Genomic DNA, 25371 nt, shown 5'->3' on the forward strand with positions numbered 1-25371 from the left:
CTTATAATGAGATGATGAAGGAAAGATGGCTTGTTTTATGACCGAGAAACGAAAAATAATTCATGTTGATATGGATGCCTTTTATGCCTCAATTGAGATGAGGGATAATCCAAAAATCAAAGAGAAAGCCGTTGTTATTGCAAAAAATCCTAGACATACGGGTGGAAAAGGAGTTGTTGCAACTGCTAATTATGTTGCACGCGGAAAAGGAATCCATTCGGCAATGAGTGCGCAAAAAGCAATGGAGTTATGTCCAGATGCTGTTTTTGTAGCACCTGATTTTAAAAAATATCGCGAGGTTTCGGCTCAAATTCATGAAATTTTTCATGAATATACAGATATAATTGAACCAATCGCGTTCGATGAAGCATATCTTGATGTGACACAAAATAAAAAAAGAATTCATAATCCCTTGATTATTGCGAGAATGTTGCAACAAGAGATATTCTCAAAGACGCAATTGACATCATCGACAGGAATTTCATATAACAAATTTCTTGCTAAAACGGCTTCGGACTATCACAAACCAGTTGGAACAACTTTGATTAGAGAAGAAGATGTCTTGTCTTTTTTAGCGCCTCTACCAATTGAGAAGTTTCGGGGCGTTGGGGTCAAAACGGCTGAAAAAATGCATGCACTAAATATTAATACTGGTTTGGATTTATTGAAGAAGAGTGAACTTGAATTAATTGCGAGTTTTGGGAAAATGGGTGAAGCATTCTATCAACATGTACGCGGAATTGATGAACGTCCGGTTGAATGGAAAAGAGAGCGAAAGTCAATGGGCAATGAACGAACTTTTGCTCAAGCATTAAAGAGTACTGCTGAGGTTGAAGAAATGTTTAATCATTTGGCAAGTTTATTAATTGGCCAGTTGATTAAGCGGCAGTTGCATGGCAAAACGATTGTAATAAAAGTTCGAAATAGTAATTTTGAAACGGTTACTAAAAGGCGAACGCTCGATAATTTTTATCAAAATAGTCAAGAGACTTTTGTATTTCATGCGTTACAATTATTTGATGAGGTTCAAAGTGAAATTGATGTTCGCCTCCTGGGGCTGACGATGACAAATTTAGCATCACTGCAATTTGAAAATATTGAATTGCCTTTATGGCAAACGTGACCCGCTTTGTATTTATCCTCTTTTATCGGTATACTAGAGATATTAAAATCTTTTTTGATTAAGGAGAAGTAATGTATGCAGATTGTATGGCATGGGCATTCTATTATTGAAATAATTACAGCAAATGAAACAAACATTTTAATTGATCCTTTTATTACTGGAAATAACTTGACAGACTTGAAAATTGCTGAGTGTCACCCTGACTATATTCTTGTGACACATGCACATTATGATCATGTTGGCGATACCATTGAGATTGCTAAAAAAACTGGTGCTCAGGTAATTGCAATCACAGATTTAGCAGCTTATTTGAATGAGCAAGGAGTTACAGCAGAAGGATTGAACTTTGGCGGATCATATTTGACTAATTTCGGCAAGATCAAGTTAGTGCCTGCTTGGCATACTGCAGCACTTCCAATTGAGGGCTCGATTCCGCGGACATTAGGTGTTGCTGCAGGGTTTGAGATGCACATAGATGGTAAAGTTCTATATAATTCTGGTGATACTGCGTTATTTTCGGATATGAAGTTGATTAATCGCGGTAGAGGAGTTGACTTAGCCTTTTTCCCAATTGGTGATCATTTTACAATGGGCATTGAGGATGCTGTGATTGCTGCAGATTTTGTGCAGGCAAAGCATGTTTTACCAATTCATTTCAACACTTTTCCTGCTATTAAGCAAGATCCAACAGCATACCTTGCACAATTAAAGGATGGTGTTGGGGTATCAGTTGCAATTGGCGAGAGTTTTGAAATTTAAGGAGAATTAGAATGGCAGTAGAGCAAGAAATATTAGCAAAAATTAAGGAATTTGAAACGATCATTATTCATCGGCATCAAAGACCTGATCCGGATGCTTATGGGTCACAATGTGGTTTGGCAGCCATTTTAAGAGCTAACTTCCCACAAAAGAGGATTTATCAAGTTGGGGAAAAGGTTAATGGATTAGCATGGATTGCTGAACCAGAAGAAGTAACTGATGAACTATACCGTGATGCATTGGTAATTGTAACGGATACTGCGAATCAGCCAAGAGTAGATGACCAACGCTATTTAAATGGGAAAGCCCTAATCAAGATTGATCACCATCCTAACGAGGATCCTTACGGAGATCCTTGTTGGGTTAAAACCAATGCATCGAGCTGTTCAGAGATCATTGTTGATTTTGCAAATGCGAATGACTTGGTGATTCCAGATGATGCAGCGAGAATGCTTTATGCTGGGATAATTGGTGATACTGGCAGATTTATGTATGATGCAACTACTGCGCACACATTGATTGTCGCTGCACAGTTAATTGAGCATGATTTTGATGCTGCACAGATTAATCGCAGGCTTGATAGTATTGCGTTGCCTGTTGCCAGATTAGCAGCCTATGTTTATGAACACATGGAGTTTACTGAAAATGGTGCTGCTTATATTATTTTGACCAGTGAAGTTATGAAACAGTTTGATTTAAAAGATGCAAGTACTGCACCAATTGTTCCGTTAATTGGTAAAGTTGTTGGTGTGAAGTGTTGGACGGTCCTTGTACAGCAAAAGGATGGCTCATTCAGACTGCGGATTCGTTCCAAAGCACCTGTCATCAATGAGTTGGCGAAGGAATATGGTGGTGGCGGTCATCCGTTAGCGAGTGGCGCTTTCATGCATGATGACCAGCAGATTCCTGATTATCTAAAGAAACTTGATGCAATTGCAGCAAGTTATACAGGAGAAGATTAATGAAAGAAACATTTGCGCAATTCGGCTTTAACGATTACATCAATAAGGCTTTGAAGAAAATAAACTTTACTATTCCAACCGAGGTTCAGCAGCGGTTAATTCCATTGATTAAGGACGGTCGAAGTGTAGTAGGACAATCACAAACAGGTAGTGGGAAGACCCATACTTTTCTATTGCCAATTATTAATGCACTTAATCCTTCCGTTGCAGAAGTTCAGGCCGTAATTACGACACCCAGTCGTGAATTGGCTTATCAGATATATGAAGCAACAAAGCAAATTGTAGAAGAATATCCAGCGCAAGAGCTGACGGCAGGTAATTATGTCGGTGGAACTGATAAACAACGTCAGATTGAGAAATTAAAACGTCGGCAACCGCAAATCGTAATTGGTACACCAGGGCGTGTACTTGATTTGGTAAAAAATGGTGCACTTGATATTCATAAGGCACACTTTCTTGTAGTAGATGAAGCTGATATGACCCTTGATTTGGGTTTCTTGAAGGAAGTTGATGCAATTGCTTCAACATTACCTACGGATTTACAGATGCTGGTCTTTTCAGCAACCATTCCAGAAAAACTGAAACCTTTCTTGAAGAAATATATGCAGTCACCTGTTGTAGAAGTTGTCGAAAATAAAGATGTAATCAGTCCAACAATCGATAATTGGTTATTATCAACAAAAGGTCGAGATCGTAATGGGCTGATCTACAACTTATTGACGATGGGACAGCCTTATCTGGCTTTAATCTTCACTAATACTAAAGTAAGAGCTGATGAATTAACTGATTATTTACGAGCACAGGGTCTAAAAGTAGCTAAGATTCACGGCGGAATTGAACCGCGTGAAAGAAAACGTGTGATGCGGGAAGTTCAAAATCTTGATTATCAGTATGTTGTTGCAACTGATCTTGCATCTCGTGGAATTGATATTGAAGGAATATCACATATCATTAATGATGATATTCCAAATGATTTGGAATTCTTCATCCATCGTGTCGGAAGAACTGGGCGAAACGGGATGACTGGAATTGCGATTACCCTATACGCTCCAAGCGATGATGAAAAGATTGATGAACTTGAAGAGATGGGTGTGAAGTTCAAGCCTAAGGCAATTAAGAATGGCGAAGTTGTTGACTCATACGATCGAGACCGGCGTGAAAAGCGGCATGTCAAGAAGGAACGACTTGATGGTAAACTTGTTGGAATGGTTAAAAAGGAAAAGAAAAAGAGAAAGCCAGGATATAAAAACAAAATCAAGCGTGCAATTAAACGTCAAGAGCAGCAAGATCGTAAAATTACTAAGAGGCAAAAAACACGTGCTGAGCGGAAGGAACACTAATTGACTTTTTTTGGCAGATTGGCTATACTTTGAATGTCTCAGGATATATTTATAGTTATTTTAGTTTTTAGAGAGAGTTTGTTTAAGATGAAAGAACTCAACTAGTAATTTGAATGCTCCCTGACTATATGATTTATAGATAATTACGTTAGCTCAACGTTATCGAGTCTAAAGAGGTAAACGACAAACATCGTTGCAAGTAAGGTGGTACCGCGCCAAGAAGGCGTCCTTACTAGCAACGGTGTTTTTATTGTTTTTTTTGAAAGGAAAGGGAAGAAATGAAGCAATTATCAAGTGCACAAATTCGACAAATGTATTTAGATTTTTTTAAGAGCAAGGGACATAAGGTAATGCAAAGTGCACCACTTGTTCCACATGATGATCCAACCTTACTGTGGATTAACTCTGGTGTTGCTACAATGAAGAAGTTCTTTGATGGGTCAGTAGTTCCAGATAATCCAAGAATTACTAGTTCACAAAAAAGTATCCGGACAAATGATATTGAAAATGTTGGGCATACCGCCAGACATCATACTTTATTTGAAATGCTGGGAAATTTTTCAGTAGGAGATTATTTTAAGGAAGAAGCAATCACGTGGGCATGGGAGTTATTGACTAGTCCAAAATGGTTTGGAATGAATCCAGATAAGTTGTATATCACTGTTTATCCAAAAGATACCGAAGCAAAACGTATTTGGTTGGAAGAAGTTAAGCTTCCGAAAGACCATGTTTATGAGGTTGAAGACAACTTTTGGGATATTGGTGAAGGACCCAGTGGACCAGATTCAGAAATTTTCTATGATCGCGGGCAAGAATTCAATAACCTTTCAGAAGACGACCCAGAAAATTATCCTGGTGGTGAAAACGAGCGCTATCTTGAAATCTGGAACATTGTTTTCTCTGAGTTCAATCACAAACCAGATGGAACATATGAACCACTACCGCATAAGAATATTGATACGGGAATGGGATTGGAACGTGTTGTTTCTGTTTTCCAGAATGCACGCACTAACTTTGAAACAGATTTATTCTTACCATTGATTGAGAAATCTGCAGAATTAGGAAATGGCACAAAATATGGTGATTCTCCAGTAACAGATGTCTCATTTAAGGTTATTGCAGATCATATTCGTGCCGTAACTTTTGCAATTGGTGATGGCGCTTTGCCTTCAAATGAAGGTCGGGGATATGTTATCAGAAGATTGATCAGAAGGGCAGTAATGCATGGGCAAAAGCTTGGAATTGATGAAGCGTTCCTTTACCGCTTGGTACCAATTGTGGGGCAGATAATGAAGTCATATTATCCGGAAGTCTTGGAACAATCTGATTATATTGCCAAGGTAGTGAGAATGGAAGAAGATCGTTTTAATGAAACACTGAAAGACGGTCTGCAATTACTGAATGAAATGATTGCTGATGCAAAAGAAAAGGGCTCAAATAAACTTTCTGGTAAGCTGGCCTTCAAACTTTATGATACTTATGGCTTTCCATTTGAATTAACAACTGAATATGTCCAAGAACAGAATTTTACAGTTGATGAGACTGAATTCAATGAACAGATGAAACAACAAAAAGAACGTGCCCGTGCAGCTCGCAGCAATGCTAAGTCGATGGGTGTGCAAAATGGACTTTTGACGGATATTAAAACAAAGAGCAAGTACGTTGGTTATGAGAAGTTGATTACCATGGGAACGCTAAAGGATATTATTGTTAATAATCAATTAGTTGATACCGTTGCTACAGGGTTTGCTGATTTAATTTTCAGTGAGACACCTTTCTATGCTGAAATGGGTGGACAGGTTGCAGATCAAGGTGTAATTATGAATCAAACTGGTGCTGTAGTTGCAGAGGTCACAAATGTTCAGCATGCGCCAAACGGACAAAATATGCATACAGTGAAGATCCTTAGTCCATTAGCTATCAATGAAGATTACAAGTTAATTGTTGACAAGACGTTCCACAATAAAGTACGTAAGAATCATACTGCAACGCATTTGTTAGATCAGGCACTGCGCGATGTTTTAGGAGAACATACACACCAGGCAGGTTCACTGGTTGAACCAACCTATCTGCGCTTTGATTTTACAAATCTTGGTTCAGTGACTCCTGAAGATTTACACAGAGTTGAGCAGATCGTTAATGAAAAAATATGGGCTAATCTTGAAGTTAATACGGTTGAAACAGATTTAGAAACGGCTAAAAAAATGGGTGCAATCGCATTATTCGCTGATAAATATGGTGATCTAGTTCGTGTTGTAAAAATTGGTGACTACTCAATGGAATTCTGTGGAGGTAATCATGCTGTTAATACTGGTGAGCTTGGGTTGTTCAAAATCATTGCTGAATCTGGTGTTGGTGCAGGGGTTCGGCGGATTGAAGCTGTTACATCACGGGAAGCCTTTGAATTTTTAGAACAAAAGGGTAACTTGTTACAAGATGTTGCTAATCAATTGAAAATAACTCAAGTTAAGGAAGTCCCTCGAAAAGTTGAAGCACTGCAAGCTGAGATCAAAGATCTGGAGCAGCAAAAAAGTTCATTAGAAGCTAAATTTGCAAAGCAACAAGCAGTTGATATCTTCAATAAAAGTGAGAGAATTGGTAGCTTGACGTTAATTGCTGCGCAGGTTAAAGTCTCAGGAATGGATCAGTTGCGACAGTTAGCAGACCAATGGAAAGAAAAACGTATTTCGGATGTACTCGTTTTGGCAACTTCTACTGCTGAAAATAAAGTCAATTTGATTGTTGCGGCTTCCCCAGCTGCCATTGAAGTAGGCGTAAAAGCAGGTAATTTAATCAAGACAATTTCACCTCTTGTAGGTGGCGGTGGCGGTGGACGGCCTGATATGGCCCAAGCTGGAGGAAAGAAACCGGAGGGAATTATTGCTGCCCTGGAAGCTGCAAAGGAATATTTATTAAAATAGAAAAAACATAACTGCTGATTGGCATCCAGTATAATAATCTTTAGTACAATAAAATGTTTTCTGATAGAGAAAAAAAGTCTTACGTTATTTTTTTCTTGACAAAATTAAAGATTCGATTAGAATGTATCTTATAGTATTAATAATCGAATGAAAACATCTTGAAGGGTAGAGTACAGAATTGAGTTTCTAAGAGAGCTTCTGGTTGGTGTGAAGAAGTGAAACAAGATATTTTGGAAGATGGACTTGGAATGGTGATGGTGAGTGTTAAGCCGTTGACGTGGTTGCAGACGTTATAATTGCAAGGTTGTTATATAGTTTTCTAGAGGCTATATTGCGATTTACTGAGGTGATGATTTATTGTCACAAACTAAGGTGGTACCACGACTAGCTCGTCCTTTTCATAGGACGGGTTTTTTATTTCGATTAAAAAATACTGTGGGGATAGAAAGTGAAAAATAAAAAATTGTAACAAAAAGTGTAAAAATGAGGAGTGCATTCAATTATGAAAAAGAAAAATATTATTATTTGGGCGATTGTAGCAATTGTAATTATTATTGTAGGATATTTTAGTTTTGGTGGGGGACAAAAGAAAGCTGCTAGCAAAACAGTTACTATTGGAATCATGTCAGGTGTTAAACAAGACGATGCAATTTGGAAAGTAGTTTCTAAAACAGCAAAGTCAAAGTACAATATTACTTTGAAATTTAAGAAATTTACTGATTATTCACAACCTAACAAGGCTTTAGCAAATGGTGATGTTGATCTCAATGCTTTCCAACATTACGCATTCTTAGATGCATGGAACAAAGCTAACAAAACCAGCATTGTAGCAATTGGTAAGACATTTATTACTCCAATTCGTTTGTATTCTGATAAGGTTAAGAAAATTAAAGATATTCCCGATGGTGCAACAATTGCGGTTCCTAATGATGCAACAAATGAATCAAGAGCATTGTATCTCTTGAAGAATGCAGGCCTGATTACACTGAAAAAAAATACAGCCTTAGCAACAATTAAAACGATTGCTAAGAATCCAAAAAATTTGCAAATCAAAGAATTAGATGCTAGCCAGACTGCACGTTCGTTATCAGATGTAACTGCAGCAGTTGTCAATACAAATTATGCGCAAGCTGCAAAAATTGATTACAAATCTGCAATCTATGTAGAACCAGTCAATAAGGATTCAGAACAATGGATTAATATTATTGCTGCAAATAAGAAAGATAGGAACAAAAAAGTGTACAAAGAAGTTGTTAAAGCATACGAAACAGCAAAGACAAAACAGGAAATTAAGAAACAATATGGTACAGCAGAAATTAGTGCATGGGATATTAAATTAAAATAATTACACTTGTTCATAAGTAGGAGGCTAAGAGTGTATGGCTGGCGAAGCGATTAGATTAGAAAAAGTAAGTGTGACATTTACGCAAAAAGATAAGAAAGTTGATGCCGTAAAGGATGTGACTCTGCATGTTGAAAAAGGTGATATATATGGAATTGTGGGCTATTCAGGTGCAGGTAAGTCAACTTTGGTTCGTGTAATCAACTTGTTACAGCATCCTACCTCTGGAAAGGTTGAGGTTAATGGCGAGATCTTATATGAGAAGGATGCTTCTGGTGAGAAGATTATCAGTGATAAGAAGTTGCGTGAAAGAAGACGAAAGATAGGAATGATTTTCCAACACTTCAATCTGCTTAATGAACAAACTGTAATACAAAATGTTGCCTTTGCGTTAAAACACAGTAATTTGAAAGAAAAGAATATTTTAGAAAAATCAAAAAATTTATTGGATCTTGTTGGTTTAAGTGAAAAAGCAGATGTATATCCCGCACAGCTTTCGGGTGGACAGCAGCAGCGAGTAGCTATTGCGAGAGCATTGGCAAATGATCCAGAGATTTTGATTTCAGATGAAGGAACTTCGGCACTTGACCCTAAAAATACGAGTCAAATTCTTGATTTGTTGAAAGAAATTAATGAAAAATTAGGGTTAACCGTTGTTTTAATTACACATGAGATGGATGCGGTTAAACGGATTGCAAATAAAGTTGCTGTCATGGAAGATGGTCAGATTATTGAACGCGGTGATTTGATTTCGATTTTCACTAATGCTAAGGAACAACTGACACGGGAATTCTTAGGTAGCGGTTCTGCGAAAGCAATTGCGGTATTGCAAGAATCTGAACTTAACAAGTTAACCGAAGATGAGCGCTTAGTGCAGCTCATTTATAAGGGTTCAAAAGTTAGTGAACCAATTCTGGTCAAGCTATACCGTGATTTTAACGTTGAGACCAACATCATCTACAGTAATATCGAAATTCTGCGCGACACACCAATTGGAACAATTTTTGTTGTTCTGAAAGGAACAGAGGATAGTCGTAGTAAAGCAATTAACTATTTGAAGGAACAAGAAGTTATCATTAAGGATGTTAAAGAACGGGATGTGAAGAAGAATGGCTGACCTATTTGCAAAATATTTTCCTAATGTTGTAGCCCAAGGTTGGAGTGGCGATGGCGGTTGGCTAACAGCTATTGGTGAAACCTTCTATATGATTTTTTGGCCAGCAATTTTCGGCGGATTACTGGGACTGTTTTTTGGGGTCGGATTAGTTTTGACTGATACAGATGGAATTTTGCCGAATAAAGCATTTTTTGGAATATTCGACAAGATTGTATCTTTCTTCAGAGCAATTCCTTTTATTATTCTGTTGGCTTTTATAGCTCCCGTTACTAACCTGCTCGTTGGAACGCAGATTGGAACGCTGGGTGCTTTAGTACCACTATCGTTAGGACTTTTTCCTTTCTATGCACGTCAGGTTCAAGTTGCCCTGAAGAGTGTTGATCATGGAATTATTGAGGCGGCACAATCAATAGGAGCGACCTTTTGGGACTTGGTCTTTGATGTCTACCTTAGGGAAGCACGTTCCGAATTAATTCGAGTTACCACTGTGACAATGATTAGTTTAGTTGGCTTAACTGCAATGGCTGGGGCAGTTGGTGCTGGTGGACTAGGAAACATGGCAATTGCTTATGGTTATGGGCGCTTCGCTAATGATATTACACTTGTAGCCACATTTTTAGTATTGGTTATTGTATTAATTATTCAGTTACTTGGTGATTTCTTGGCCAGAGTTTTCAATCATAAGACTGCCTAATTGGTTTAAGCTATAATTAACTTGTTTTCAGTAGTGTTCCGGGACTGGGTCAAAAGTTAAATTTTGACCCAGTTCTTCTATGTTATTACGAATAAACGTGTTTCATAAGTTAAAATTCTCCGTCTAACTTCGAATTACTCATAGCGAAGTTCTTACTATGTTCGCAATTTATAGTTGGTACTCAAATTTTCCCAACTTATGGCACACCCACCCATAAAGTGTACTGAAGGTCGGAGGAGTTGAACCAAATCAATAATTGGTTCAACTCCTTTTTATACTTGAAAGAAATGGTAATAACTTATAGGATAAGTAGTAATAAAAATTAACAATTGTGTTACGGTATGATTACAAGCACGTGTTTTGATTGTGACAATCTTTTTTCTTTAGTAAAATAGTATTAGGTTATGCATGCGGAGGTGCTTGCGATGAGTTCGTTAGATAAAACGATGTATTTTGATTTTGGTGATAATCACCAAAAGGATGTACATGAAACTTTAGTAACTGTATACCAAGCTTTAGAAGAAAAGGGTTATAATCCGATTAATCAAATAGTAGGATATCTTCTTTCGGGGGATCCGGCATACATTCCAAGACTTAATGATGCACGTAATCTGATTAGAAAGCATGAGCGCGATGAGATTGTTGAGGAATTGGTCCGCTCTTACCTGCATAAGGAGGATAAGAAGTGACGAGATTAATGGGACTAGATGTTGGATCTAAGACTGTTGGAGTTGCAATTAGCGACTTGCTTGGGTGGACAGCACAAGGAATTGAAATTATTCCTATTGATGAGGATAATGAAGAATTTGGAATTGAACGTGTGAAGGAACTTGTACAGCAGTATGAAGTCAGTGGCTTTGTGGTGGGATTACCCAAGAATATGAACAATACTTCTGGGCCTAGAGTTGAAGCGTCGAAAAAATATGGCGAATTACTCAAAACAACTTTTGAATTGCCAATTGATTTTCAAGATGAGCGGCTTACGACGGTTGCTGCAGAAAGAATGCTGGTTGAACAAGCTGATACGTCACGCAAGAAGAGGAAAAAAGTAATTGATAAGGTAGCAGCAGGTCTGATTTTACAAAACTATCTGGATAAGAAAGGGCCTCTTTTGCAGAACTAATAAAAAATAAGAATATGAGGTATTACATGATGAATGATAATGACAACCTAATGACCTTAGTTGATGAAGATGGAAATGAGACATTATATGAGGTGCTCTTTACTTTTGAGTCGGATGACTATGGTAAGTCGTACATTTTGTTAATTCCTTCTGGAGCACAGCCTGAAGAACAAGTTGATGTTTTAGCGTTCTCATTTGATCCGGACGAAGATGGAGAAGCTGTCGATGCACAGTTACATGATATCGAGAGTGATGATGAATGGGATATGGTTGAGGGTGTACTCGATACATTTTTGAACGATGAGAATATGCAGTAGGGAGTGTGCCATAAGTTGAGAAAATTTGAAGTTAGACAGAGAATTTTGACTTATGAAACACGTTTATACGGAATAAATAGAGAAACTGAATCAAAATTTGACTTTTGACCCAGCTTCTGTCTGATTATTAGTAAAATTTTTTGGGGGCTGGGTCAAAAGTTATACTTTGACTTGGCCCTTATATTTTGGCGTTGTGGTACGCAAGTTAATGAAGATTCAGCTTGAGAAGGCAAAACTTTGAGTATTAATTTGAAATTACAGAGTTGGAATCTATGAAGAAATTATGACCAGTGTCAGTTTTTAGGTATTAGATATAATAAAGATTTTGTTTTTTGATAAATATTGGATAATTACACAGATTTATTATGATAGTATGCTAGAATTAACGTCATATAATTCAATCTGGGAGGGATATAAGAATGTCTGACGAAAAACGCCGGTTCAGGGCAGAAATTGCCGGTGATGATTATACTATTATCGGAAATAGTACAGACGAACATATGGGTACAGTAGTAAAACTTGTTGAAGAACAGTTTGAAGAAATTCAAAGGCTAATGCCAGGTCTAAGTAAGGAACGTGCGGCTGTTTTGTTGGCAATTAATGCCATTTCAGATCAGTTGTATAAAGAAGAAGAGGTTGAAAAGCTACAAGCGTTGTTGGATGCAAGAGAAAAGTAGGTGATTAGATGATATTATCTGTGATCATTATTGTAGTATTGTTTTTGGCTTTTATACATGGAATGCATCGAGGATTACTATTGATGTTGCTGAATTTGGTTGGATTAGTGGTGCTGTTCTTTATTGCACATAGTTTTGCAGGAACGGTTGGTGGCTGGTTACAGCAATTGGTAGAATCCTTCAATCAGAGCTCTGCAACATGGAGTGCGGATCAAGGAAGTTTAAGCGGGAGTTCAACTTTTTACTATGGATTGGCATACTGGTTGATTATGCTCGTAGGTGGATTTGTAGTTTATCGGATAATCAGAACATTTAATCTAGTAAAGAAGATTCCGGTGATTGGCCAACTAAACGCTTTAGCGGGTGGGGCGGTTTCAATTATATTAACTTATTTAATTACGTTTGCAGCTTTAATTATTATGCAGTCTTGGCCAACTACGAGTGTCAGAGAGACAGTTTCTGAATCGGGAGTGGCTCAATTTATTTTGGAAAAGACGCCTGTGATGTCACAGAATATAAAAGATTGGCTGCAAGAAAATGATAGTAGTGTATAGGGGGAAGTTTTGTGAATAGTAAAACTTTGAAGACTCTAGAGTTTGCCAAAGTAAAAAAAAATCTATTGCCTTTTGTAAGTACTCCAATGGGGGAGAAGCAAGCAGCAACACTTGAACCAAGTAGTGATATAGCAGAAATTAAACAGCGAATTGCGCAAACCAGAGATGGTGCAGATATTTTGCGAATGAAAGGCGCAATCCCAGTTCCTAAATTATTGGATGTTTCGCAATCATTAAAGCGCTTAGATATTGCAGCCAGCTTGAATGGCAAAGAATTAGCAGCTATCAGCAAAGTTTTGCGTGCGACAAATGAGGTTAGAAGATTTTTTGTAAAACTCGATGATGATGCAATTGAGTTGATTTCACTAGATGAATTAGCTGATGAATTGCAAGTTTTACCTGAAGTTAACAAACGCTTATTAACTTCAATTGAGGGTGATGGTCATGTAATGGATGAGGCTTCAGCTGCTTTAGCTGGAATCAGACGTTCGATTGCAGCGATTGAGGGTCAATTGAGAGCTCAATTAAATGGATTAGTGCATGGTAGCTCATCCAAGTATCTAAGTGATGCAGTTATTACGATTAGGAATGACAGATATGTGATTCCTGTTAAGCAGGAATATCGTAGCCATTTTGGAGGTGTTGTCCATGATCAAAGTGCTTCAGGGCAAACAGTATTTGTTGAACCAAGGCAGATTGTGGAATTGAATAATCGCTTGAAGCAACAGCAAGCAAACGAAAAAGAAGAAATTGTGCGAATCTTGCGGGAGCTTTCAGAATTGATTGCGCCTTATACGACAGAAATTCGCCAGAATGTACATCTACTGGGTGTTTTTGATTTTGTAAATGCAAAAGCTAAATATGCTGCCCAGATTAAAGCAACGGAACCTTTGCTTTCGGCTGAAAATAGGGTTTATTTGCGACAAGCTTGGCATCCGCTGCTTGATATGAAAGCAGCAGTCAGAAATGATATTATGTTAGGTGATGATTACAAAGCGATTGTTGTCACCGGACCAAACACAGGTGGAAAAACAATTACTTTGAAAACACTTGGTTTAGTTCAGTTAATGGGACAGGCTGGTCTTTTTATTCCAGCTTTCGAAGAGAGCCGAATTGGTATTTTTGACAACATTTTTGCTGATATCGGAGATGAGCAGTCAATTGAGCAAAGTTTGAGTACTTTTTCATCGCATATGACTAATATCGTTTCGATTTTATCTGAGATTGATGATAATTCATTGCTTTTATTCGATGAGTTAGGGGCTGGGACAGATCCACAAGAAGGCGCAGCACTTGCAATTGCAATCCTTGACTATGTTGGTTCTAAGAGCAGTTATGTAATGGCAACGACCCATTATCCAGAGCTTAAGGCATATGGCTATGAGCGTGCGCAAACAATCAATGCAAGTATGGAATTTGATATAGAAAGCTTAAAGCCAACGTATCATTTGTTGTTAGGAATTCCTGGGCGTAGCAATGCTTTAGACATTTCGCAGAAACTAGGCCTTAATGAGGTCATCATAATGCAGGCAAAACAACTAACTGCAGGACAAAATCAAGATTTGAATGATATGATTCAAGACCTGGTTTCAAAGAGACACCAGGTTGAAGAGGAATCAATAGAATTACACAAAAATCTAGAAGAGTCTCGTAAACTCCATAATGATTTAGATAAGAAATATGATGAGTTTGTTAATCAACGAGAAAATTTGCTCGATAAGGCAAAAAGAAAAGGCAACGAAATTGTTGAACAAGCGTCTCAAAAATCTGAAAAAATTATTACTGAGTTACGACAAATGCGACTGAATGCAGGAACAGTTATTAAAGAAGATGAATTAATTTCTGCAAAGACGCGGTTGAATAATCTTGAACAGCCTACGAATTTGAAGAAGAATAGTGTCTTGCGTCGTGCAAGAGAGAAGCAGATTCTGAAGCCAGATGATGATGTCCTTGTGAAATCATATGGACAACGCGGGGTATTGCTGCGCAAAGCCGGAAATCATGAATGGGAAGTTCAGCTGGGAATTCTCAAGATGAAGGTTGCAGAAGATGATTTGGAGAAAATCAAAGTCGAAGATAATAAGAAGACAGCAATTAGAACAAGTGTTAAATCTGCTAATATAGCACATGTATCACCAACCTTGGATTTACGTGGCGAACGTTATGAGGAAGCACTTGTAAAGGTGGATCGATATCTAGATGCTGCGGTTTTGGCGGGATATTCAACTGTGACAATTGTCCATGGAAAAGGGACCGGGGCTTTAAGGCAAGGAATCACTGATTTTTTGTCACAAAACCGAGCTGTGAAAAGTTTTAAATTTGCGGCACCTAATGCGGGTGGAAATGGTGCAACTGTAGTATATTTTAAGTAGTAAGGCAGAAAGCTTGATTTTATCACATAATTTGTTATGATTTACTTACTAAAGAATAGCAGGAGGCGTATTAAATGATTAAAGAATTGACAGACTCAACATTTGAAAAAGAGACAAGTACGGGTGTCACATTGACTGATTTTTGGGCAACATGGTGTGGACCTTGTCGCATGCAGTCACCAGTTGTAGAACAATTATCCGAAGAAATTGGTGATAAGGTAACTTTTGCTAAGGTTGATGTTGATCAAAATCAGGCAACAGCAAGTGAATTTGGAATTATGAGTATTCCTACACTTTTGATTAAGAAAGATGGCCAAGTTGTCGATACTTTGGTTGGTTATCATCCAAAGGAACAGTTACAGGCTAAGTTGGAACAATATATTTAATTTGTTTCTGATTGAAACTCATTAAAAGCAAAAAAGTCATTTGACTTTTTTGCTTTTTTTTATATAATAATTACATAAACAATATTATACGACATATAATATTGTTGGTTACAAAGTTAGCGGAGGTTAAGCTATGAAAATAAAAATATCAGCTGATTTGCTGGATGGAATGGTTCTGGCATTACTAGCGCAAAAGGATTATTACGGTTATGCGCTAACTCAGGATATACAGGCTGCAATTGCTATCTCAGAATCAACAATGTATCCAGTTTTACGCCGCCTTCAAAAAGATGGTTTTTTAACAACATATGATCAATCTTACCAGGGACGAAATCGACGTTATTATCAGATTACAGTTGAGGGGATTGATCATCTTCATGCAGTAGAGAAGATGTGGGAAAGCTATAAGCTAAGCTTGGATCAGATCTTTTTTGGGGGAAAGGGGGAAAATGGGAATGGATAGCCAAAGATATTTAGCAGAACTGGGGGGACTGTTAAGCGGTTTGTCAACAAGCGAGGTCGAAGCAGCAGTCGGTTTTTATTCTGAATTTATTTCTGACGCAGGAATTACAACAAGAAAAGAAATTGAAACACGACTTGGAACACCAAAGCAATTGGCACGTAAAATAATGGCAGATCACTCAGTTAAAATGGATGATGAAAAAGAAGAAAAAGTTAGGCCAGCAAATAAAAGTTCTAAAATGATTTGGCTGATAATTTTAGTAGTATTATCATCACCAGTGACACTTGGAGTTGGTGGAGGTTTGTTGATTGCATTGGTAGCGATTATTCTTTCAATGATAATTATAGTTGTTGTCTTATTCGCTGGTCTAATTGTTGGAATGGCGCTTGCATTGTATCTAGGTGTTTCATTATTGTTTCAGAGTTTAAATACAGGTCTTTTTTATATCGGTGTATTTCTAATAATTTTAGGGCTCTTACTGGTGTTGTTACCAATTGCTTATTGGATTTGTCGCGTTATTTTACAGTGTATTGCGAATTTTGCACGGTATTTGTACAAGAAATTCAGAAGTAGACAAGCGGGTGGTGAGAGAAAATGAAGAAAACGATAGTTATTGGTCTTTGTATTATGCTAATTGGAGTATTTCTTACTGGTTATGGATACATTAAAAACGGTGCTAAATTATTATATCTGGATGGTTGGAAGCCGCAAATACTAATGCAAATTGAAAAAAAACAGGTATTATCGAAGAATACTAGTTTTAAAAAAATAAATATCAAAGATAACACAAATGATATTGTAATTACTAGAGGTGCACATTATCAAGTCAGTTATCAAGGTATTAGAGGATATCAGCCCAGTGTTTCAATTTCTGATGGGAGCTTGAATATTCAGCAAAAAAAGAGTTTGAATAATTATGTTAGTATTTCAAACATAGTTGAAAATGGTGAGAAAATCGTAATTACAGTACCAAAAAAAGTTATTCTACAAGATATTAGTGCAAACCTTGCTGAAGGAGATCTAAATATTCAAAATATTAAGGCTCAAAAGATTGGAGTTAAAAATACTGATGGTGATACAAATATCGCAAATCTTACTGCTGATAGGCTTAAGATAGCTAGTGAAAATGGGGATGTTGATATAACAGCGCAAAGTCAGCTTACTGCTGGAATATTTTCATTAGAAAATGGAGACTTGACTGACCACGAAAGTACGTTTAATAATGTTACAATGACAAACTCTAACGGAGATATTGATCTTCTTGGTTCGACTATTAGTGGCGGACAACTCAAGCTTACCGATGGAGACTTTGAGGGCACAAAGATTGGTGTAACTGGAAACCTCAGTATTAATAATAGTGATGGTGATAATACAATATCACTATTAGATAGCAGTAATACGGGATATTCGATGGTGAATGGAGATGGTGATAATACTTTATTCGGAAAAGATGTTGGAAGCCAAGTTATAAAGGGGAAAAAGAAGCTAACTCAAATTAAACTATCAAATATATCTGGCGATAACGAAATAAAATAAGGTGGGATAAATAATGAAAAATAAAAAATTGATGAAGTCAAAAGATAAAATATTATCAGGAGTTTTAGGCGGACTTGCAGAATATTTAGAATTAGACAAGGCAGTCGTACGCATTATTGGTGCAATTTTGATAATTTTTCCAGGTCAAGTGGTTATTGGTGCAATTATTTATATTATTGCAGCATCTGTTATGCCAGAAGATGATGGTAGCAATCATGGGGATGATCATGTTGTTGAAGGAGAGTTCAGAGACAAAAATAATTAACTAGTAGAGTTAAATGGACATCTGTCTGATGTAGACTATTTGCAAAATAAAAATTGAGGTTGTAGCAAAGTTAGTAATTTGTGCAGCTTCTTTTTTATGCGATTAGTGAGGAAAACTATATGATTTGTCAATATGCTACTTTACTTTTTTACAAAAGTATTACAAAGTTAAGTAGACTTTACAAATTCTTTAAGAAATCTTATAGGAAAATTACTTGTAACAACTTACAAGAGATGTAATCATTATAGTTGTATAAATTGTGAATTCCTTGTGAATTTATTACGAATTTTATATGAACTTGAATTTAGTAACAATCAAGGAATTGGGGGGACTTTGTTTGAAAGAGTTTAGTAATAGGTTGATTAAAAACGAAGTTACAAAATTTCTTTTAAAAACTGTTTTTTATACAGTTATTATATTGGGCTTAGTGTACTTGTTTAGCTATAGTGGCATGAATGGTCCGCACTTTATCTATAATGAGTTTTAAAAAGGGAGATGTTTTTGCTCGTGAACATTATTCAACAAATTGATAAATGGTCCGAAATGATGCCAGATGCAATTGTGTATGATTATCTGGGTGACAAGCGCACATATTTAGAGTTGAGGAAGATGTCGGATTCTTTGGCTCAGAAATTAATAAGTTTGGACTTACCCAAAAAAGCACCTATTTTGGTATTTGGTGGACAAACCTTTGAAATGCTTGTTTCTTTTTTAGCAGTTGTAAAGTCAGGGCATTCATATATACCATTAGATGGGGAATCACCAAACGAAAGAATTATTCAAATTAATGAAATTGCAAAACCAGCAGCATGCATTGCTGTTGAAAAGTTAACGGTAAAATTAGAAGGCCTCACTATCTTAGATAGAGAAGCGCTAGAGCAGACTTTTGATAATGAGACAAAAGATTTTACTGCTGCGAAATATCAAGTTAGCGATGATGATATCTTTTATACAATCTTTACTTCGGGAACTACGGGAGTGCCCAAGGGGGTACAGATAAGTGCTAATAATTTGCAAAGCTTCTTGGATTGGATGAGAAGTGATTTTGGAATTACAGCTGGAAAAACATTTCTAGCGCAACCGGCATATTCATTTGATTTATCTGTAATGTCGCTCTATCCTGCACTAACACAGGGTGGAAAATTGACTGTATTACCGAAGAAAGTAACTGATAATTTTAAAAAGTTATTTGAACTACTGCCAAAATTAGAATTAAATATCTGGGTTTCAACACCCTCATTCATGGATATCTGTTTACTCGATAAGAATTTCAATGAAGATAATTATCCCACAATTACACATTTTCTATTTTGTGGTGAGGAGTTCACGCATAAGGCAGCACAGAAGCTGCAGGAGCGTTTTCCAAAAGCAAGTATTTATAACACATATGGGCCAACTGAAGCTACAGTTGCGGTTAGTCAGGTGCTGATTAATGAAAATGTTCTTGAGCGTTATCCTAGATTACCAATTGGAGTTGCCAAGGATGATACCGAATTGTTGATTGTGGATGAAGATCTGCATGAATTACCAGCTGGAATGTCAGGAGAGCTACTAATAATTGGTCCAAGTGTTTCTAAAGGATATTTGAATAATTCTGAAAAAACGCAGCAAGCATTTGTTGATTTTAAGGGCAAGCATGCCTACCGCACTGGTGACTTAGCTGAAATTGATGATGAGGGACAGCTGTTATATCATGGAAGAATTGATTTTCAAGTCAAGCTTCATGGCTTCAGAATTGAGCTTGAAGAAGTCGATCACCATCTAAACCAGGTCTCATTGATTAAGCAGGCTGCATGTGCGGTTAAGTACGATGTTAATCATAAAGCAACACAAATTGTGGCCTATGTAGTTCCAAAGGAAAACGAGTTTAAATCGGAATTTGCACTAACAAAGGCAATCAAAACAGAACTAACGACTTTGATGATGCCCTATATGATTCCACAGAAATATGTTTATGTAGAGTCATTACCACTTACTAATAATGGCAAGGTGGATCGTAAGAAGATTCTGAACGAGGTCAATAGCTAATGATTAATATGCAACCGTATCAAAATCCAACATATTTTTTGTTGATAGCTTTGACGCTGTTACCAGTAGTTATTGCGAATCTGTGTGAAAAGAAAATTTATTGGTATCAAACACTTATTTCTTTTGGCTTTTTACTATTGTCCTTTGGGGGGATAAAGTGGCACCAAGGAATCGCTTTAATTGTTTATGTGGTTTTAGAAATTATTTTGATTAAGCTATATTTTAATTATAGGTTAAGGTCAAATAACTCATGGATATTCTATCTGACTGTGTTTATAGCTATTATTCCTTTGATAATTGTCAAGATTACACCCGCGATTTATGGTGGACAAGTTTCAATTATCGGTTTTTTGGGAATTAGTTATATTACTTTCAAAATCGTTGGAATGATTATGGAAATTCGTGATGGAGCAATTAAAGAATTTAAGTTGTGGCAAACAATCCAGTTTTTACTATTCTTTCCAACTATTTCTTCAGGTCCGATTGATCGATATCGTCGATTTATCGGAGATTATAATAAGCAGCTTTCGCGGGAAAAGTATTTGGATTTACTTGAAAAGGGAGTTTGGTATATTTTTCTGGGATTTCTTTATAAGTTCTTTATCGCGTACTTTTTTGGAACACTTCTAATGCCACAAGTTGCTCAAAATGCATTAGCACATGGCGGATTATCCTGGTGGCTTGTTGCCTATATGTATATTTGGTCAATGGATTTGTTTTTTGATTTTGCGGGTTATAGCTTGTTCGCAGTTGGAACGAGCTATATTATGGGAATTGCAACGCCAATGAATTTCAACAAACCGTTTGCTGCTCCAAATATTAAGGAATTCTGGAATAGGTGGCATATGACATTGTCATTTTGGTTTAGAGATTACATTTATATGCGACTGGTATTTTTTATAATGAAGAAGAAACTGATTAAAAGTCGCATAACGATTGCTAACTTAGGGTACTTAACATTATTCTTAATAATGGGATTCTGGCATGGAGTAACATGGTATTACATTGTTTATGGTTTATTTCATGCGTGTGCAATCATTATTTGTGATGCATGGTTGCGTTTTAAAAAGAAGCACCGCCAGCAAATTCCAAGTAATCGTTTTACGAAATTATTTGCTATTTTTCTAACATTTAATACAGTTTGTTTTAGTTTCTTGATTTTTTCAGGTTTCTTAAACACAATGATGTTTCACCATATTATGAAATAAAAAGGGAGTTTTTAAAATGAAAGAACAAATTATTGAAATTTTACAAGATTTAACCGGAAGCGATGAGGTTGCAACTAACCTTGATATTAATCTCTTTGATGCAGGCCTGATTGATTCAATGGCAACTGTGCAATTACTACTTGAATTGCAAACACAATGCGGAGTCGATGTACCAGTTTCAGAATTTGAACGTAGTGAATGGGAAACACCTAACAAGATTATTGCGAAAGTTGAATCATTAAAAGCATGATTATTTTCAAAAGACTATTCTTGATTTTCGGCCCGGTTGTGTGTGCAGCCATAATTGTTCTTGGTTTCTTGTTTTCCCCATTCAGGCCAGATAAAATTTCACAAAGCACGATTCAAAAGGCAGCGCTCTCCCAATCCCCACAGGTTTTTAAGGGAATGGCGGTTAAACGTGCAGCTTTTAAGGAAAATTATGTTCCTTTTTTTGGATCATCAGAACTTTCAAGAATAGACGCACTTCATCCATCAGTATTGGCGCAAAAATATCATCGTAGCTATCGTCCGTTTTTACTAGGAACTGCAGGAACGCAGTCGATAACTCAGTTCTGGCAGATGCAGGGATTTGGCAATGAATTGAATAATAAAAAAGCTGTGTTTATTATTTCACCACAATGGTTTGTTAAAGGTGGAATTGATCCTGCAGCTTTCAATTATTTTTACCCACGACCGGAAATTGTGAATTGGTTACTGAAGGCAAAGCCAACAACTGAAAATAGATACGCGGCTGAAAGATTACTCGCGCTAAATCCTAAAGACTCTACGGATGAAATTGATGATAGTGTTTTGCGGATTGCTGCAGGACAACGATTAACTAGCTTTCAGAAGACCTATTTGCATTCGGTAAAAAACGAACTTGATCATGAAGATCAATTATTTTCAACGATTTCGCTAAATAATCGAGAAGCATTGATTAAAAAAAGAGAAAAGGAACTACCTGCAGTTTATAATGAAGCTAAACTTGACAAGATAGGGTATGAATTAGGCAAGGCCAATACAACAAATAATTCTTTGCGTATTGATAATAATTTTTGGAATCACAAATTAAAACCTGTTTACAAAAAATTGGCAGGGGAACAAAGAAACTTTAGTTATGTCAAGTCTGTCGAGTATTCAGATTTTCAGCTTGTATTAAATGAGTTTGCAAAGCATCATATAAATGTTTTGTTTATCATTCCACCAGTCAATGAAAAATGGGCAAAATATACTGGATTATCAATGTCGATGATTCAAACTTTTAACAATAAGATTACGTATCAATTAAATTCACAAGGATTCACCCACATTGCGAATTTGTCTAAAGAAGGTAAAAAGCCATACTTTATGCAAGATACAATTCATCTTGGTTGGCGTGGCTGGCTGGCCGTTGATCAGTATGTTAATCCGTTTTTGACAAAAAAACAGGCAAAACCGCAATATAAGATGGATAATTATTTTTATACGAAGAAGTGGCAGAATTTAGATTATTAATTATTAAAATAGCTAAGATTTATATAAAATAAAAATGGTCCTGAGTCAAAAGTTAAATTTTGACTCAGGATCTATTTTTTAGTATTTAGATGCAGGCATTGCTTGTTAGCGTGGCAAATGACTGATAAATTTCACAATTTTAAAGTGCGGATTTCCTCTAAGTGTTGGTTCTTTTATGCGAATGCTCATCACAGTACTGAAGCGTTGAACCAAAAAATCTGTTCCACAAACGTAATTGATGTAATAGACATGTGGCTGCTTTGTTTTCCAGATTTCTATATTATAACCATGCAGATCTTCGAAATTATATCCATCTAGTTGTCGTTTGATTGCGCGATGAGTCAAGCGGATAAATCCATGATACTGCTGTGACGTCAAGCGCTGGACTTGCTGATCATCAGATACAAGTTCAATATCTTGTGTGCTGCTATAGTAGGGTGTTTTCCAAATCAGTTTTTCATACCAGTGATAGACTCCAAATACGATTAAGAGGTCTAAAATCACAATTATTATGCTTATTTTTATCCAAGAACGCATTTTCCCAAACCCCTTTAACCCATGCTATAGTAATATTTAAAGCAACAGGATTTTCACATTTCTAAGAGTCTAATTACAAATTATTCAGAGAAATGAAGTGGTTCTTTTTCGGGAATCAATATGCTGTCAATTGGATCGTCCGGATCTAATTGGACTAAGAAAGATACGGTGCCATTCTTTTTTTTGATTTCCTTAATGATAGCTTCACAAACAAAACCGGTTTGTAATTGAATTGTCTCTGCAAGAAAGCCGGCCTCTAATAGAAAATCAGCTTGTTCAATAATGTCGTTGCGCAACTGGATAACGTCACCTGATAATTCGAAAAGTTGCTGTTTTTGATGTCCTTTAATTCGTTTTAAATCTCCCCAGCCGGCTTTAGAAAAGAAGACTGGCAAATCATCATCTTTAGCAAGGTATACATTGCGTGCCAATCGCTTTCCCGCCCAATAGAGAATATTGGAGTTATCCCCGATTAGTTCTGGGACCAAGATGTCACGTATAATTTCATAGCCAAGAGTATTTTCCAACCCCTTATTTTGTGACAATTCTAGATATTTATTTACGTCCATGACGACTCTCCTTTAATTCGATCTACTAATGATTATACATTGAAATGTCAAAAAAAGTTGTAACTAATTTAAAATTTAAATAATAGTGAAGATTTTTGCTACTATCAAGGTTTATCTGTATAATTAGTGAAGAGAACTACATTATTTAACAGTGAGGTTTATTATGAAAAGAATATTAATAGCAACAAAAAATAAGGGGAAAGCTCGCGAATTCAGGGCTTTTTTTGAACCAAAAGGTTTCAGGGTTGAAACCCTAAATGAATTAGACGAGATTCCAGAAATTATTGAAAATGGGGAAACCTTTACGGAAAATGCATTGATCAAGGCATGGGCATTAACTAACCTGTTGCAGACAGCTGTTGTAGCTGATGATTCTGGGTTAATGGTGGATGCGCTCGGAGGAGAACCCGGGATTTACTCTGCGCGTTACGCAGGTGATCATGATGATGCTGCTAATAATAAGAAGTTACTTAGTAAGTTGGAAGATATTCCTGATGAGGAAAGAACTGCAGTATTTCATACTTCGTTAGTTGTTACTCGTATTGGGAGAGAACCACTGATAGTTAGTGGGAATGTTAAGGGGCGGATATTGAAGCAATTACGGGGTGCTGCTGGTTTTGGATATGATCCATTATTTTATTTGTCTAAGCTTGACAAAACTTTTGCAGAATTAACACCCATTGAGAAAAATAAGGTTAGTCATCGCGGACAGGCAATTAAGGAATTGAGTGAAAAATTTGACGATTGGTGGGTTAAAGAATAATGGGTGAAAAAATATTGGTAGTGAGTGATAGCCATGGAGACCGTGACATCTTGGTAAGACTTCTGAAAAAGTATAAGGGAAAGGTTAATGCGATGTTCCACTGTGGGGACTCAGAGCTTGAAGCGGATGATGAATTATTCAATGATTTTCATGTGGTAAAGGGAAATTGTGATTATGATTCTAGATTTGCAAAAAAAATAGTTACTACTGTGGGCTCTGAAACTGTTTTATTGACACATGGGCACTTATATGGTGTAAATAGCGGGTTGAATAGTCTGGACCTCTTAGCGCAGGAAAATGAAGCAACAATTGCGTTGTACGGTCACACACATCTTTTAGGTGCAGAAATGAATAATGGGTGCTTATTTCTTAATCCAGGTAGTATTAGCTTTCCAAGAGGGAAATACAGCAGTATAGGCGGGACCTACGCGTTGATTGAGATTGGTGTGCAGAATAATCTGCATGTGCAATTTTATAATCGCAATTTTGAAGCTGTTCCTGACTTGGTAATTGATTATAAAAGAGGATAGAATGAAGAATGAATACAGATTTGAGAGAATTATATATTAGATTATTGAAGTGGAGTGTAACTACAATTTTTTTCATGTTTTCACGTCAATTCATTAATAGTCAGGTATTCGATATTGTTATAATTTTCTGTGTTTGTTATTGTATAATTATCTTCATATGCTGCTTTTACGTGCAATTTTTTGTTAAAAAATAAGGTTGACATTGTTCAGAATGAATGTATAATAATAAGAGTATTTTGCCCGTTGGTCAAATTGGTTAAGACGTCGCCCTCTCAAGGCGGAGTTACGGGT

At 36.6% G+C, this 25371-nt stretch carries 28 protein-coding genes and 1 other annotated feature; of the genes, 26 read left to right on the plus strand and 2 right to left on the minus strand.

Features of this window, described 5'->3' with window-relative positions; all coding sequences use genetic code 11:
• The first annotated feature begins 37 nt into the window (after positions 1–37).
• From dinB to dltD, 24 genes are all read left to right on the plus strand, one after another.
• Positions 38–1123, plus strand: a complete 1086-nt coding sequence (dinB, locus tag ABF682_RS08060) for a DNA polymerase IV (RefSeq protein WP_415619472.1) — start codon at positions 38–40, stop codon at positions 1121–1123.
• A 75-nt stretch (positions 1124–1198) separates the two neighbouring features.
• A complete protein-coding gene (locus tag ABF682_RS08065) occupies positions 1199–1882 on the plus strand; it encodes a metal-dependent hydrolase (protein WP_415619473.1) in 684 nt (227 codons plus the stop codon).
• A gap of 11 nt (positions 1883–1893) precedes the next feature.
• Positions 1894–2844 (plus strand): DHH family phosphoesterase, encoded by a 951-nt coding sequence (locus ABF682_RS08070; RefSeq protein WP_289978152.1) that lies wholly within the window; start codon positions 1894–1896, stop codon positions 2842–2844.
• The gene (locus ABF682_RS08075; RefSeq protein WP_289978154.1) at positions 2844–4184 is read left to right on the plus strand and encodes a DEAD/DEAH box helicase; all 1341 of its coding nucleotides are present in this window, start codon (positions 2844–2846) and stop codon (positions 4182–4184) included. Before ABF682_RS08070 ends, ABF682_RS08075 begins: the two co-directional genes overlap by 1 nt.
• A gap of 278 nt (positions 4185–4462) precedes the next feature.
• Entirely contained in the window at positions 4463–7105 is a 2643-nt protein-coding gene (gene alaS, locus ABF682_RS08080) for an alanine--tRNA ligase (RefSeq protein ID WP_415619474.1), read from the plus strand.
• Between the two features lie 149 nt (positions 7106–7254).
• Positions 7255–7505: a binding site (T-box leader), on the plus strand.
• 102 nt (positions 7506–7607) lie between these two features.
• The gene (locus tag ABF682_RS08085; RefSeq protein WP_415619475.1) at positions 7608–8450 is read left to right on the plus strand and encodes a MetQ/NlpA family ABC transporter substrate-binding protein; all 843 of its coding nucleotides are present in this window, start codon (positions 7608–7610) and stop codon (positions 8448–8450) included.
• A 34-nt stretch (positions 8451–8484) separates the two neighbouring features.
• A complete protein-coding gene (locus ABF682_RS08090) occupies positions 8485–9564 on the plus strand; it encodes a methionine ABC transporter ATP-binding protein (protein WP_415619476.1) in 1080 nt (359 codons plus the stop codon).
• Positions 9557–10258, plus strand: a complete 702-nt coding sequence (locus tag ABF682_RS08095) for a methionine ABC transporter permease (RefSeq protein WP_289978162.1) — start codon at positions 9557–9559, stop codon at positions 10256–10258. Before ABF682_RS08090 ends, ABF682_RS08095 begins: the two co-directional genes overlap by 8 nt.
• Positions 10259–10683: 425 nt before the next feature.
• Positions 10684–10947, plus strand: coding sequence for an IreB family regulatory phosphoprotein (locus tag ABF682_RS08100; RefSeq protein ID WP_057868933.1), 264 nt, complete (start codon positions 10684–10686; stop codon positions 10945–10947).
• Positions 10944–11381, plus strand: coding sequence for a Holliday junction resolvase RuvX (gene ruvX, locus ABF682_RS08105; protein ID WP_289978169.1), 438 nt, complete (start codon positions 10944–10946; stop codon positions 11379–11381). The genes ABF682_RS08100 and ruvX overlap by 4 nt, the downstream gene beginning before the upstream one ends.
• A gap of 29 nt (positions 11382–11410) precedes the next feature.
• Positions 11411–11698, plus strand: coding sequence for a DUF1292 domain-containing protein (locus tag ABF682_RS08110; RefSeq protein WP_289978649.1), 288 nt, complete (start codon positions 11411–11413; stop codon positions 11696–11698).
• Between the two features lie 419 nt (positions 11699–12117).
• Positions 12118–12375: a cell division protein ZapA gene (gene zapA / locus ABF682_RS08115; protein WP_289978172.1), complete on the plus strand. Its 258-nt coding sequence runs from the start codon at positions 12118–12120 to the stop codon at positions 12373–12375.
• Between the two features lie 8 nt (positions 12376–12383).
• Entirely contained in the window at positions 12384–12929 is a 546-nt protein-coding gene (locus ABF682_RS08120; protein ID WP_415619477.1) for a CvpA family protein, read from the plus strand.
• A gap of 11 nt (positions 12930–12940) precedes the next feature.
• Positions 12941–15301 (plus strand): endonuclease MutS2, encoded by a 2361-nt coding sequence (locus tag ABF682_RS08125; protein ID WP_289978174.1) that lies wholly within the window; start codon positions 12941–12943, stop codon positions 15299–15301.
• A gap of 74 nt (positions 15302–15375) precedes the next feature.
• Positions 15376–15687 carry a thioredoxin gene (gene trxA / locus ABF682_RS08130; RefSeq protein ID WP_289978176.1) on the plus strand — a complete coding sequence of 104 codons (312 nt, stop codon included), beginning with the start codon at positions 15376–15378 and terminating at the stop codon, positions 15685–15687.
• Positions 15688–15820: 133 nt separating this feature from the next.
• Positions 15821–16150 carry a PadR family transcriptional regulator gene (locus ABF682_RS08135; protein ID WP_289978178.1) on the plus strand — a complete coding sequence of 110 codons (330 nt, stop codon included), beginning with the start codon at positions 15821–15823 and terminating at the stop codon, positions 16148–16150.
• Complete coding sequence (locus tag ABF682_RS08140) at positions 16143–16748, plus strand: DUF1700 domain-containing protein (RefSeq protein ID WP_415619478.1); 606 nt, start codon at positions 16143–16145, stop codon at positions 16746–16748. Before ABF682_RS08135 ends, ABF682_RS08140 begins: the two co-directional genes overlap by 8 nt.
• Positions 16745–17686 (plus strand): DUF4097 family beta strand repeat-containing protein, encoded by a 942-nt coding sequence (locus ABF682_RS08145; RefSeq protein ID WP_289978183.1) that lies wholly within the window; start codon positions 16745–16747, stop codon positions 17684–17686. Before ABF682_RS08140 ends, ABF682_RS08145 begins: the two co-directional genes overlap by 4 nt.
• A 13-nt stretch (positions 17687–17699) precedes the next feature.
• A complete protein-coding gene (locus ABF682_RS08150) occupies positions 17700–17951 on the plus strand; it encodes a PspC domain-containing protein (RefSeq protein WP_289978185.1) in 252 nt (83 codons plus the stop codon).
• A 337-nt stretch (positions 17952–18288) separates the two neighbouring features.
• Positions 18289–18438: a teichoic acid D-Ala incorporation-associated protein DltX gene (locus tag ABF682_RS08155; protein ID WP_289978186.1), complete on the plus strand. Its 150-nt coding sequence runs from the start codon at positions 18289–18291 to the stop codon at positions 18436–18438.
• Between the two features lie 14 nt (positions 18439–18452).
• Positions 18453–19979 carry a D-alanine--poly(phosphoribitol) ligase subunit DltA gene (dltA, locus tag ABF682_RS08160; RefSeq protein ID WP_289978188.1) on the plus strand — a complete coding sequence of 509 codons (1527 nt, stop codon included), beginning with the start codon at positions 18453–18455 and terminating at the stop codon, positions 19977–19979.
• Positions 19979–21187 (plus strand): D-alanyl-lipoteichoic acid biosynthesis protein DltB, encoded by a 1209-nt coding sequence (gene dltB / locus ABF682_RS08165; RefSeq protein ID WP_289978190.1) that lies wholly within the window; start codon positions 19979–19981, stop codon positions 21185–21187. The genes dltA and dltB overlap by 1 nt, the downstream gene beginning before the upstream one ends.
• Before the next feature lie 16 nt (positions 21188–21203).
• Positions 21204–21437, plus strand: a complete 234-nt coding sequence (gene dltC, locus ABF682_RS08170; protein ID WP_415619479.1) for a D-alanine--poly(phosphoribitol) ligase subunit DltC — start codon at positions 21204–21206, stop codon at positions 21435–21437.
• Positions 21434–22681, plus strand: coding sequence for a D-alanyl-lipoteichoic acid biosynthesis protein DltD (dltD, locus tag ABF682_RS08175; protein WP_289978195.1), 1248 nt, complete (start codon positions 21434–21436; stop codon positions 22679–22681). Before dltC ends, dltD begins: the two co-directional genes overlap by 4 nt.
• A 105-nt stretch (positions 22682–22786) precedes the next feature.
• On the opposite strand, the gene ABF682_RS08180 is transcribed toward dltD, so the two are convergent.
• Positions 22787–23218, minus strand: coding sequence for a hypothetical protein (locus ABF682_RS08180; protein WP_289978197.1), 432 nt, complete (start codon positions 23216–23218; stop codon positions 22787–22789).
• Between the two features lie 80 nt (positions 23219–23298).
• A complete protein-coding gene (locus ABF682_RS08185; RefSeq protein WP_289978199.1) occupies positions 23299–23787 on the minus strand; it encodes a YslB family protein in 489 nt (162 codons plus the stop codon).
• Positions 23788–23950: 163 nt separating this feature from the next.
• Between ABF682_RS08185 and ABF682_RS08190 the strand changes: the two genes are divergently transcribed.
• On the plus strand, positions 23951–24550 hold the full coding sequence (locus ABF682_RS08190) for an XTP/dITP diphosphatase (RefSeq protein WP_415619480.1): 600 nt from the start codon (positions 23951–23953) through the stop codon (positions 24548–24550).
• Positions 24550–25080, plus strand: coding sequence for a metallophosphoesterase (locus ABF682_RS08195; protein ID WP_415619481.1), 531 nt, complete (start codon positions 24550–24552; stop codon positions 25078–25080). The genes ABF682_RS08190 and ABF682_RS08195 overlap by 1 nt, the downstream gene beginning before the upstream one ends.
• Positions 25081–25371 lie beyond the last annotated feature (291 nt).

Source organism: Liquorilactobacillus sp. (assembly GCF_047719775.1).
GTDB lineage: Bacteria > Bacillota > Bacilli > Lactobacillales > Lactobacillaceae > Liquorilactobacillus.